Genomic DNA, 12,864 nt, shown 5'->3' on the forward strand with positions numbered 1-12,864 from the left:
GTGTACCAGTTGTTTGCATGAAAGGAAAGGAATGAGTTAGCAATACAGTTAGAAGATACAGTGTTTTTAGGTGAATTAGAATCTGATTGATAACCGATTCTCATTGATTATATGATGAATCGGTTATCTTATTTTTTGAGTAAAGACCAGTTATATATTTTACCACTACTTTAGTTTGAAGCAGACTCATAAACTACAGCGGTGATATTTTGATTTCTTACTTTTATTTGAGGCGATATTGTATTGGTATTAATCTTTGAGATAAATGCGTCAGCATTTGCAAATAAGGCCGTCTGAAAAGCGCCAATAGTAGTTGGGAAATCTCTTGAACCAGTAGTTCCCACTACATAGGCGTTGCCGTTATTATCTGATGTAATACCCTCGCCCCTATCACCACTACTTCCCCCGAGGTATGTGGAATAAATGAGAGCTGAGCCAGTAGGATTTAGTTTTGTAACAAATGCGTCTTGAGGTCCAGTCAATGTTGTCTGAAAAGCTCCAGGAGTAATTGGAAAGTTAAATGAAGCAGTATCACCAGTCACATAGGCGTTACGGTTGTTATCTATCGATATACTACAGCCTACATCGGAGCCATTTCCACCAATGTATGTGGAATAGACAAGAGCTGAGCCAACAGGATTTAACTTCGTAACAAATACATCAAAAGACCCACTATGTGTTGTCTGAAAAGCCCCAGGAGTAGTTGGGAAATTTGATGAAGCAGTATTCCCAGTCACATAGGCGTTGCCAGTGGTATCTATTGCTATACCCTCACCTTCGTCAGTACTATTTCCCCCAAGATAAGTAGAGTAAATGAGATTCGAGCCAGCAGGATTTAGCTTTGTTATAAATGCATCAGTACCTCCTCCACTGAATGTTGTTTGAAAGGCTCCAGGAGTAGTTGGAAAATTTACTGAACCAGCATTTCCAGTTACATAGGCGTTACCAGCATTATCGACTGCTATATCATTGCCTATATTAAAGCCAAATCCTCCAAGATAAGTAGAGTAAATAAGAGTTGACCCTATTGCATTTATCTTTGTAATGAATGCGTTGGAACTTCCACCAAGGGCCATCTGAAAAGCTCCAGGAGTAGTTGGAAAATCTCCAGATTCAGTTGTTCCTATCACATAGGCACTACCTGTACTATCTATTGATATAGCATTGCCTTCATCATTATCATTGCCGCCAAGATAGGTGGAGTAAATAAGCATTGAACCAGTAGAATTTAGCTTTGTAATAAATGCATCAGAATTTCCAGCTAATGCTGTCTGAAAAGCTCCGGGAGTAGTTGGAAAATCTCCTGATGAAGTCTCACCAGTCACATAAGCATTGCCGGCACTATCTATTGCTATACCTCTGCCATCATCACTACTATCTCCGCCAAGATAGGTGGAGTAAATAAGAGCTGAGCCAGTAGGATTTAGCTTTGTGACAAATGCGTCAGAATCTCCACCAAATGTTGTCTGAAAAGCTCCAGGCGTAATTGGAAAGTTTACTGAACTAGTAAATCCTGTTACATAGGCATTACCAGAATTATCTATGACTATATCACGACCAAGATCATTACCACTTCGACCTAAATAAGTAGAATAAACAAGACCCGGATCTATGATAATAGGGTAGTCTGGATTATAGCTCTTTTCAATTGTAAAACCGTATATGCTTTCCTTATTGTCCTGTTTTTTTAATGTGAAGCTACTGTCTAATGTCACTCTCTTTCCCTTGATTGCTTGATAACTTATAGGGCGTTCGTCAATTAGAATACCAAGCTTGCTTTCGATTAAAATATTACCTTCCATGTCTAAGGATATATCATCTGCACCTTTATATCTTAGCTTGATATCCTTAGGTGATGAACCAGGATGTAGAATGAATTCGTATTTTAAGTGGTTATTTGCTCCATAAAATACTAAATCTATGCCCATCCATAAATCTTTATAGACTACTTTTTCATAAGTAGATAAATCTGTGAACCATTTTTGGGGATCATTTCCCTTAAGGTAATTAATTTTTCCAGTACCTCTCAGCTGGCCTTCTATTTTTACATTTGGATTAGCATCAATAAACTGTAGGGCTAGAGCTACTCCAATTTGTGCATTTTCTTCTTTTGAATGATCAGTTTTACTTGAGTTTCTATTGAGATTATCTTTAGAAGTTTTCTTAGTAAAGCTTAGCATTACTTCATCTCTAGTGAAGTAGAATCCAAAGTTTCCGCCCTTGGCATAATATTTAACCTTTGAATCAATTTGTCCGACATTTATGATAAAATGAACAGGCATTTTGTTTAAACTACTCAATATACTATCCTTTTCAGCAGTAGAAATTGTATTAGAATCATTAGAATTCTGTTTTTGCGATGTGTCTTTGAATATAATAGGCATTGAAACTCCCTCCCTATGCTTCTATATCGTACCACTTATGCACTTTATACTATGCAACAGCTAAAATTATGTGAAGGTATAGGCTATTTGAAAATATAGAAAATAGGAGAGCTGAGGATTTCTGAATACAATTAGAATGTTTGTAAAAAGGCCCAAAATCAGTACTGATACATATATAAAAGGCCTATGGCTTAACTTAATAGTTAAGCCATAGGGCTTTTTATCGAATCAAAATCTTTATAAAAGATTTTCTACTTATAAGAACTAACTTCAATATCGTCCAACCAGATAGGAGAAATAAAGTCCTTGAATACTAGTTCGATTTTATCTATATCTTTAGAGGTATCACTTATTTCAACCATTTCCCAGGTGTTAGTCTCCTTAGGAACAAAGGAAACTACCTTAGAAAATTGAATCTTGTCATTTTTATATCCCCTTGCTGTTATGCTAATCTTATCCTTGGAATTAGAGGCGATCCACATGGAAACTATGGGCTTGTTTTCAATATTTATATTGTTTAAAATTATTTTTTCAAAGTTATTTTTGCCCTCTTGACCAAGTCTGAGGGAGTAGTTTCCACTTCTAAAGGCTTCGTAATCTTTTACAATGGTACTACTAGAATAGGTAATACCTAGATTATCAAGTTTTTCTTCGGAGCTGGCAGTATTTTTCAACTGATCAATCTCGATTTTGTTGTTAAAAACGATGTTTTCTTTGTATACATCGGTGTTGCCGTATTTATCCTTTATACTTAATACTATTGTATATTCTCCCTCGCTTTTAAACTTAATTTCTATACTTTTCTTACTATCAACCCTTTGATTAACTTCTTCGAGAACCTCATCCCCTTTTTGTATCTTCCAAAGGACTTCAGCAAAACCATTGTCTTCTCCATAGATCTTACTCTCGTTTGTAACGAAATATGAATCAGCAATTTTTTCATATACGAAGTAGGCTTCTGGCTTAGCTATTTCTGCTTGGGTAGAGCCTGTCTTAAAGGAGCTTAGAATAGGCTTACTTAATTTTAATGCTCCATATGAGAGTATGGATAGAAGAAGTATGGCTATAGCTATTTTTACTGCGTAACCCCGACCTTTACCTCTAGCAGCATCATCGTCATCGGATTCATCTAGTGGATCTTCCTTTCCGATAAGGATTTCATTCATACTTATGGCAAGCTCGTTGTCACTAATAGGGCTGTCCTTGATGGTTGGTTGCTCGTTAAGCTCTTCTTCTACAGTTTCAACCAGTTCTAAAGGTTCATCATGGTCTTGATCATTATGGGTTTCATTATCCATCTCAGTTTTAAGTTCAGTTACTTCGTTTTTAAGGTCAACAAACTCATTGTGTTCTACGGCTTCAGATATTAGGGTTTCCTTTAGGGGGATAGCAAAGGTCTCGTTAGAAGGTTCCTCATCATCGTCGGGTACACTTTCATCCTCCATAAAGATTTCATAGATATATATCTTTCTAAAGGCGTTATAAACGGCGTGGATGCTTCGATAGGTATGATCGCCGCTCTTCAACTTATTGATAAGTCTTAAGATACTTTGAGATGCCCGATCGTTATCCTTATCTTCTTCAGGCTCTAGAGAGAATACAATTTTTTCAATTATTTCTCCTAATTTTGAAGCAATAACCGTAAACTCTATAGGTTTACCAAAATCTTCATCGAGAAACATTAATTCATTAAAGTAAAGATCTTCATCCTTTATTAATATCTGAGATTCATCGATAAGTATTTTCTTTATTGAATTATGAAAGTTATCGTACTTAACCACTCTAGTCAAGAACTCATAAACCAAATTAATCTTATGCTTAACGGTAGTGTCAAAAAATTTCAAATAGGACTCAAGGGGAGTACCATCTTTATATTCTGTCACTACGACTAAATCACCATCCCCCTCCTCTAAGTGAATGAGATTATTAAGACCCTTAGGGAATTGTGATTTGGATATGGTTTTTGATACTTTGTCCTGGTGCAGGACATTTATAACAACAACTTCATCATCATTTTTCTTGTCAGAACCTATTAAGACCCTTTGTAACTGATCTTCTTTAAAGGTTTTAAGTACTTCATATTTAGTTTTGTATGAATTACTCATAATAACTACCTACCTCTTTAAAATATTATGGTTTTAGAAAGTCAAAATCATCAATAATAAAGGAATTCGACATCCATTAGTTTTTATTTCACAAAATCTACAAATAGATACAAAAATATCGAGAATTTTGTCTAATAGAAAGAAATTCTTCATTTGTCTTTTAATTCCTGCAAAGATATAAAATTTTATTCTTATTTGATACAATATAGGTATAAAACACTAACAAATTTAGCAGCTATATCTGGAGGGATTAAAATTGCTTAAATTTTTACATATAGGGGACGTTCATTTAGATACAAGCTTTTATTCTAAAAGCGAGGAACTTAGAAAGAAGTTGAGGGAGGGAATTAGAAGGGCCTTTAGTAGAGCTATAGATATATGTATTGATGAAGGGGCCACGGCTCTTCTTATTGCAGGAGACTTATTTGATAACGATAAGCTGTCATTTAGGACAGAGCAATTTTTAGTAAATGAATTCAATAGACTTAAGGAAAAGAATATTAAGGTATTTTATGCTACTGGAAATCATGACCCCGGTCATATAAGCTACAGAGCAAATTCAATTAAGTGGCCCGATAATGTTTACTTATTTAAAGAGGACAGGGCCAGAATACTTGATATGACAAGCCATGATACAGGTATCCCCTATAGAATCATTTCATGTGGCCATAAAACTAATAATGAAGGAAGAAATTTAATTAAGGATTTTCCAGTTAAAGATAGTAATGTGATCCATGTTGGACTAGTACATGCAATGGTTACAAATGCTAAGGATGTTAGTAAGCACGACAGATATCTACCTTGTACTACAGATGACATGGAGATGAAGTGCTATGACTACTGGGCCTTGGGACACATACATAAGAGACAGAGGGTTAGTGATAAGTCTCATATATATTACCCGGGGAATATTCAGGGCAGGCATCCAAGGGAGACAGAGAAAAAGGGCGGTCTGATGGTAACCATAGATGAAAACTATAATACAAATGTAGAGTTCAAGAACCTTTCAACAATTGAGTGGCATACATTAAATGTAAATGGACTAGCTGAGATTAAGGAATATATGGAGCTAAAAGGGTATATTGCGGGACTAATAAGGGAGTATATTGAAGAAAATAGTTTATCAAGCAGGGACCTGATATTACGTATTGAGCTGGAGGGAAGGGCCTATTTAAAAAATGAGCTCAGCTCAAAGGAAAATATAGATGAGATGGCTGAAGAACTGATCCTTGATTTAGACCTATTGGATTTAGAGATCAAGGCAGACAATCTGTTAGCATCAATAGATATCAGTGATTATGTGGATGGAAACCATGTACTTTCAAAGGTACTAGAGCTTTTAAAGGATGTAGAAGGAAATGAAGAGCTTTTGGACAGGCTTATGAAAACACCTTTATCAAGGAAAGGGATAAGAAGGAATGATGAAAGGTTATCTTATATAGGGCAGCTCTTAAATGGAAGTGAAGAAGAAGTCTTGAATTATATGGTAGGTGATGTCGATGCAAATAACTAAGCTTGAAATTAAGGACTTTGGTAAATTTACAGGAAACAAAGTTATAGAGGATATGGATACTAAAATAGTACTTTTATATGGTATGAATGAGGCCGGAAAGACGACTATATTCAATTTGCTTAAGTCTGCTTTGTATGGTTTTTTTCCAGCACAGGCCCAGTACCACCCCTACTCTTCATGGGAGAATGGTAGAATAGAATTTACTACATATTTAAAAACTGCATCCTGTGATGAGGCTATAGTATACAGGAAGCTATTAACCAGGCCCCAGGGAAAATATATCGTTGGAGAAGATTTTATTGATATAAAGAATGAACCATTGCCTATCAGTAAACACGTATCTCCGGAGATATATAATAAAATTTACTCTCTTCAGGTTGAGGATCTTACCCAAATACAGGGGAAGGCTTGGGAAGAAGTAGAGGATAAGCTCCTTGCAGGCTATGGGACCTCCGTTATAAGAAGTACAAGGGATGTGCTAAAGAACTTAAGGGTAGAACATGAGAAGATATGGCGTGAAAGCGGGAGAGGAAAGTATCTTGTTAAGGAGCTTGAGGAAGAAATTAGGGAGCTTAGAAAGCTAAAGAAAGAAGCCTTTACAAGGGAAGAAGAAATAAGAGGAGCCGACAATAGGATAGATAATATTGATATAGATCTGAAAAAGCTTAAGGAAAAGAAGATATTTATAAAAACTTTACTTAGCAAGAGTAAGGAACTTAACCCTATTAAGAAGAAGCTTGAGCAATTGGAAGAGCTGGGTAAAAAGCTAATAAATGAAGAGATAGCCCTTACTCTGCCCCAGGATATCAGAGAAAGGAAAAGAGAGAACGTTTCAGAATTAAAGGACATTAGGGAGAAAATAAATAATAAGCAGCAATTGCTAGAGAAAAAAATAAGTGAAAGGTACATTTTAAGCGAAAGGGACAAAGTGATATTGGAAAACAAGGCAAATATTAATAGCTTTGCTAAGATGCTTCCAAGGATCGAAGCCCTTAAGGAAAATATAAGTAAGGCAAAATACAATAGAAGAAAAGTGAAAGATAGAATAATCCATGAAGCAGATAACTTTTTAGCGGAAAAGTGGGACGATAGAATACAGTTTCGGTTTAAAGTGCTAAATAAATCAGAGCTAAAAATTATTGTCAGCAAATATAGAAATACTGCTAATGAACTTCATGAGGCTAAGCTCAAAAGAGATGTTAAGACAACCCATGAAGTTAATCTAAGCCCTTCAAAGATATACATAATTTCATTAGTGTTTGCATTGGTCTGTGCCGGGGCGGGGCTTGCAACTGATATCAGTGCATTGAAGATAGTCGGTCTTGGAGCCTTTATCTATGGATTAACGGGTATGCTCAATTATATTAACTTGAAGAAGACCCTAGAGAGGAATAGGGAAAGGAACGGATTAGGCGAATTAAGAAATAGGGTTAGGGAGCTGGAAAAGAAGCTTGAAATAGATAAAGGAAATTTAATGAATTATTTGGCCGGTATACCGATCTCAGATCTTATGATAGACAACATGGATGATATGTTTGTGGTAGGACTTTTAAAGATTAAAGATATGGTTTATGAGTTTGGAGAGCTTGAAAGAGATCTTGATACTTATGAAGGTGAATATGAAAAGGAAAAAATGAAGCTGGACAATTTTCTAAATCAATTTTCCTTTGAGTCCTTTATAAATGAAGATGAAAAAATATTTGTCTTAAGAGATAGTTTAGGGGAATTGGAAAAGAAGATTTTATTGGATGAGAATAGTACAAAGGAAATAATAGAGCTTAAAAAGGAGATTAGCTCCCTTAGGGAGGAAGAAAAGCAGATAGAAGGCATTGTTCAAAATTATAGAGAGAGGTTATCTGAAATAGGTGAGGGAAATATAGAAGAGGCCTTGAATATAGTTGAGCATAATTACAGCTTAAAGACTAAGATAGATACTTTAATGGATGAGATGAATGAAAGATCTGATATTGATATTCTCGTCAAGGAAATAAAAGTATATGAAGAGGAAAATGGATGGATTTTTCAAGATTATGAAGTACTAAAGGCTGAGGATGAGCTTGAGGATATAAACCATGGAATCAATGAGTTAGCCGTTGAAAAGGCAAGATTAGAAGAGAATATAAGCAAATTATCCGATGGTATAAGCTTAGATGAGATAGAAAGTAGACTCAACATATTAGAAGAGGACCTTCAAAGAGCAACTATGAAGAGAGATAGGTTGGCCCTGTTATCTGAGGTGATTAGATTTGCAGATCAAAAGTTTAAGGAAGAGAATCAACCCGATGTATTAAAGAATGCAGGAAAATATTTTAGTATTATTACAAATGGGAAGTATACTGACATCTTTATCGATGAGGATGATGAGGGCAATGCAATTATGGTAAAGGAGCCTGGTAAAAATATTCCTAAAAAGGTTTCGGAGACATTTAGTAAGGGAACTTTAAATCAATTATACCTAGCCCTAAGGTTATCATTGATAGATTATTTAGATAGAGATAAAGAAGCTTTACCTATATGTTTTGATGAACTCCTAATTAATTGGGATGATCAGAGACTTGATAGCAGCTTAAGATTGTTACAGGAGATAAGTGAAAGGAGACAAATATTCATTTTCACCTGCCACGACTGGATGGCAGAAAAGGTGGAGAAGTTTTTTAATACAAAGAGAATTGCACTGTAGATTGGGGTGTCTCATAAGAAATTTTTATGAGACAGCCCCTTTATTGTCTTCAAAATTTAAGGTTCGTTCTTGGTATTTATATTTATAAATTAGTATAGATCGACTATAACAGGATAATGATCCGAAAAATGGAATCTTGGTACATTATAGGATTTGACAAAGTAAGTTTTGGGAATTAATACGTAGTCGATTCTAGAATTATACTTCTTATTTTCAAAGGTTGTGATATGAGCTTTGTCTTCAGCCTCCGCAGGGTCTTTTAGGATTAAAAGTAGAGGTTTCAATTCATTGATATCACTTGCATTGAAATCACCGGCTAATATTGTTGGAAGCCTGTTTTGTAAAATCCAATCTCTAATAATCTCTATCTGTTTCTTTCTCACATCTCTCGAAAGGGATAAATGGGTGTTGATGACGTTAATATTACCTATGGGGGTTTTCACGGTTGCCAGTAAGGCGTTTCTCTTATATTTAAAAGATGGAAGGCTCTTGTTTTCTACATATAATATTGGATAGCGGCTCAGGATAAGGTTACCCGTCGTTCCAGGAGCTAGACTATCGGTTTCTCCATAGGCTATTTCCATTGATAGGTCTTCATTTAGCTTACTTGTCTGGTCTAAAAATAAACTTCTTATTGTATTTCGATCAACCTCTTGTAAACAAAGGATGTCAGGAGATACTGCGGAAAGAAAGTCGGATATTATAGATATAGCAGGTTTACCATTGGCACTTGCACCGAAGTGTATATTATAGCTAACTATACGAATAGAATTTTTAGGTGTTGAAGCAAAGCTTTCATATGAAAAAGAAGGAGAAGTATGTGGATATAACTGCATATAAATGATATATATAAACAATAAATAGAAAAGTAATCTCTGCTTCATAAATAATTGCCCCTTCTATATAGAGTTCATATAGCAAAACTTAATAGTTTTACTTGAATCTCTATAGCAATATTGTCTTCAATGTAATAATAATTATTTCTATATATTTAGAAAATTACCTTTAGGTAAAATATTCTAAACCAGAATTGAATTAGTCGGTAATCTTTTAAAAGATCTAAAGGTAATCTAAGGGTTTATTTCCAGTTTCTGAGTTCTTAGTCACATGCCGCTAAGGCGTTTACACTATAAACTTTATAGGACTTTTGTACTATATTACAAATTTGAGTTAAAAATACAAATTTTGTTGAATAATATTGAAGGAAAAAGAAGAATTTTGTAGAATCAAGTTACTCAAGGAACAAGGAGGGGTAAAGTTGGGTAGTTTTTCATTTCAAGATAAAGAGTTTGAAAGAAATAAAAAAGAAATACTCAGGCGAATGACGGCAGCTAATTCTAATTTGGCAGTACCAAACAACAAACTAGATGCTGGAAATGGGCAGCGTAGATATAATGACAATAGAAAGTATGCTTGGGAATATGAGATAGAAGAATATAGGAAAAAGAAAATTAGAGATAGATTTTATAAGATCGGTGCTCTAGCAGGAGTACTGAGTTTAATCATAACTCTTGTAGATAAGTTTACACCAATCAAGGATCTTACATATACTGCTTTTAATTATATATTCAAATAGACTTGAAAAGGCCTGGGAAAAGGTCTTTTTTTATTGAGATTATTTTTCAGAAAGACGTAAGTATTTTGTAAGGAATTTTCTTAGTAGAATATGTTATAATTTACAATGGTTAACTGAATAGTCTATAGAGGATTTTTAGATTCTGTTATAGAACTAATATGGATGAAGGGGGGAATAATACTTGGCACTATTAAAATTAAGTGAAATACATCATAGCTACAAAATGGGACAGATAAAAGTTGACGTGTTAAAGGGTATCGATTTTCATATCAATAAGGGTGAGTTCGTCTCTATAATGGGACCATCGGGTTCAGGAAAATCTACCCTTCTCAATATATTAGGATGCCTAGATATTCCTACATCTGGCAGTTATGAGATAGATGGAAATAGGATTGAAAAGCTGGGCGATGGCAAACTAGCCGATATTAGAAATGAGTTTCTAGGATTTGTGTTTCAACATTTTCACTTATTATCGCATCTAAATGCAAGAGAAAATGTCGAATTACCATTAATATATAGAGGGGTATGGGGGCCTGAAAGGAAACGTAAGGCCACTGAAGCCCTTGAAATAGTTGGATTGGGTGATAGGATTCATCATCTACCATCACAATTGTCCGGGGGGGAGAAGCAGAGAGTTGCAATAGCAAGGGCTATCACGATGGAGCCTGCTGTGGTACTTGCCGATGAGCCTACTGGAGCACTGGACTCTAAGTCTAGTAACAATATAATGAACATTTTTAAGAAGTTGAATAAGGAATTAGGTATGACAATAGTTCAGGTAACCCATGACTATGATGTTGCGTTGCATGGACATAAAATATATCACATATTAGATGGAGTAATAGAAAAAATAGAAGAAGTTAAATCTGGGGGTGTTGCGTAGTGTTTCAACGTGTTGCTATGATAGTTATGTTACTGATAATTGTACTTGGTGGAGGTTTTTATGCATATAATCAACTCATGCCAAATGAGGTAGAAGAAGCTCAGGGACCAATATATTCTACAAAGGAAGTTGTCAAAGGCGATATTTCTGTTGGAGTTGAGGTTAAAGGGTCTTTAGATTCTTCAAGGGGTAGTGGTATTAGAGTACCTGGCGAGAGAAGATATGATGGAGGATCAACACAATTTGCAATAAATGAGGTTTTAGTTGAAGAAGGAGATGCTGTTAAAAAGGGCGATGTAATCGCAAGACTCGATTCTACAGAAATTGAGAAAAAGGTCGAGGAAAAAGAGGATCTTTTGGATCAAAAACTAGAGCAATTAGCAGATATGACGGGGGTAGATGTTTCTGAGGTTGAAGGGATCAACCCGTTAAAGGGAATTACCCTACGTGCACCTATTAAAGGAAATATTGTAGACCTAGACGCTTCAGAGGGTAAAGAATTAGACCTTGGACATGTTATTGGTCGAATTGTAGATAATACAGTATATGAAGCTAAGATAAAGTTATCACCGATTGAATTTGGTCAAGTTAATGTAGGTCAAGAAGTTGTTCTTACATTTGATGAGTTCGATGGATTTTATGAGGCAAAGATTACTAAGATAAACTCTAATGCTGTACCAAATACAGGTAAAACCGATGAAGATAATAAGAGTGATGATTTTGCCAAGGGATTTGTACATATGGCTGAAATAGAGGGTGTAAATCCAGGATTGATACAAAGTGGGATGCAGGTAAGGGTAGGAGTAAAGAGTAAGTATGACAGCAATGTGATTTCCTACTTTGGCCACCGTGCTGAGATTAAAGGATTTGTAAAGGAGAAAAAGGTATTAAATACGATTGAAGCTGTAATTACAGAGGTTCATGTTGATAATATGGAGGAGCTAGAAGAGGGTGACAAAATAGTTACCATGGCCAGTAAGGAGATACAGGATACTATAGAAGAGAAGCTTGATGAAATAAGGGATCTAAGAGATGAGCTTAGCGATTTTAGAACTAAGCTAGGTCAACTTGAGATTACAACTTCAGTAGACGGTATAATAGCTTATTTTGAGAAACAGGTAGGGGATACTGTAAGGTCTGGTCAGTGGATAGGTAGTATATTCAATGTAGAATCTATGCAGATGTGGGCAAAGATAGATGACATAGATGTAATAAACGTAAAAATTGATGCTCCTGTTAGGGTAACTGTTGATGCTGTACCTGGTGAGGTTTTTGAAGGTACAATAGCACAGATTGACATGAGTGGTGATAGAGAAAATAGTGGAATAACAAAGTATGATGTCTATATAGACGTTAAGGGGAGTTCGCAGCTGAAGCCTGGTATGCAGGCCAAAGGATTCATTGATGCTGGGAACGCAAAGGATGTTTTACTTGTGCCATTGGAAGGAATCTTTCAAGAGGAAGGCAGATATATGGTCGAATTGCTTGACGAAAGTGGAAGCCCTAAGGTAGTTCCTGTTAAGCTAGGCTTAATGAATGATAAAATAGCTGAAGTTAAGGAAGGCGTTAAGGAAGGTGACCTAGTTGTCACAGGCAGTAGTGCAGATCTGCTTCCAAGTCAGCATATAGGTTCAAAGGATAGCATCTTACCAAATATGAAGAACAAAAACGAAGAAAGTAATAAAAATAGTGAAGAGAATTAAATAGCCATTTATTCTAATAA

General features: G+C 35.4%; 8 protein-coding genes. 5 read left to right on the forward strand and 3 right to left on the reverse strand.

Translation table 11 applies throughout. The features are described from left to right. Positions 1-170 precede the first annotated feature (170 nt). Together R9X47_RS24620 and R9X47_RS24625 are read right to left on the reverse strand one after the other, a co-directional pair. Complete coding sequence (locus tag R9X47_RS24620; protein ID WP_432663752.1) at positions 171-2,384, reverse strand: SBBP repeat-containing protein; 2,214 nt, start codon at positions 2,382-2,384, stop codon at positions 171-173. Positions 2,385-2,635: 251 nt separating this feature from the next. Next, positions 2,636-4,489, reverse strand: a complete 1,854-nt coding sequence (locus R9X47_RS24625) for a hypothetical protein (RefSeq protein WP_432663754.1) — start codon at positions 4,487-4,489, stop codon at positions 2,636-2,638. Positions 4,490-4,745: 256 nt separating this feature from the next. Between R9X47_RS24625 and R9X47_RS24630 the strand changes: the two genes are divergently transcribed. Next, on the forward strand, positions 4,746-6,002 hold the full coding sequence (locus R9X47_RS24630) for a metallophosphoesterase family protein (RefSeq protein WP_432663755.1): 1,257 nt from the start codon (positions 4,746-4,748) through the stop codon (positions 6,000-6,002). Further along, positions 5,989-8,682, forward strand: a complete 2,694-nt coding sequence (locus R9X47_RS24635) for an AAA family ATPase (RefSeq protein WP_432663757.1) — start codon at positions 5,989-5,991, stop codon at positions 8,680-8,682. The genes R9X47_RS24630 and R9X47_RS24635 overlap by 14 nt, the downstream gene beginning before the upstream one ends. Positions 8,683-8,771: 89 nt before the next feature. Here the strand turns inward: R9X47_RS24635 and R9X47_RS24640 are convergent, their stop codons facing one another. Further along, a complete protein-coding gene (locus R9X47_RS24640) occupies positions 8,772-9,566 on the reverse strand; it encodes an endonuclease/exonuclease/phosphatase family protein (RefSeq protein ID WP_432663758.1) in 795 nt (264 codons plus the stop codon). 374 nt (positions 9,567-9,940) lie between these two features. Here R9X47_RS24640 and R9X47_RS24645 point away from each other — a divergent pair, with 374 nt between their 5' ends. The 3 genes from R9X47_RS24645 to R9X47_RS24655 all read left to right on the forward strand — a co-directional run bounded on the left by R9X47_RS24645 (position 9,941) and on the right by R9X47_RS24655 (position 12,844). Beyond that, positions 9,941-10,258: a hypothetical protein gene (locus R9X47_RS24645; protein WP_432663760.1), complete on the forward strand. Its 318-nt coding sequence runs from the start codon at positions 9,941-9,943 to the stop codon at positions 10,256-10,258. A 223-nt stretch (positions 10,259-10,481) separates the two neighbouring features. Next, positions 10,482-11,141, forward strand: coding sequence for an ABC transporter ATP-binding protein (locus R9X47_RS24650; RefSeq protein WP_432667692.1), 660 nt, complete (start codon positions 10,482-10,484; stop codon positions 11,139-11,141). Continuing rightward, complete coding sequence (locus R9X47_RS24655) at positions 11,141-12,844, forward strand: HlyD family efflux transporter periplasmic adaptor subunit (protein ID WP_432663761.1); 1,704 nt, start codon at positions 11,141-11,143, stop codon at positions 12,842-12,844. The genes R9X47_RS24650 and R9X47_RS24655 overlap by 1 nt, the downstream gene beginning before the upstream one ends. The last annotated feature ends 20 nt before the right edge of the window (positions 12,845-12,864 follow it).

The organism is Wukongibacter baidiensis, assembly GCF_050888315.1.
Lineage (GTDB): Bacteria > Bacillota > Clostridia > Peptostreptococcales > Caminicellaceae > Wukongibacter > Wukongibacter baidiensis.

What these genes read in the sequence shown, in the direction of transcription:
- R9X47_RS24620 (WP_432663752.1), bottom strand. Translation starts at nt 2,384, where the DNA reads ATGCCTATTATATTCAAAGACACATCGCAAAAACAGAATTCTAATGAT.
- R9X47_RS24625 (WP_432663754.1), bottom strand. Translation starts at nt 4,489, where the DNA reads ATGAGTAATTCATACAAAACTAAATATGAAGTACTTAAAACCTTTAAA.
- R9X47_RS24635 (WP_432663757.1), top strand. Translation starts at nt 5,989, where the DNA reads ATGCAAATAACTAAGCTTGAAATTAAGGACTTTGGTAAATTTACAGGA.
- R9X47_RS24640 (WP_432663758.1), bottom strand. Translation starts at nt 9,566, where the DNA reads ATGAAGCAGAGATTACTTTTCTATTTATTGTTTATATATATCATTTAT.
- R9X47_RS24650 (WP_432667692.1), top strand. Translation starts at nt 10,482, where the DNA reads ATGGGACAGATAAAAGTTGACGTGTTAAAGGGTATCGATTTTCATATC.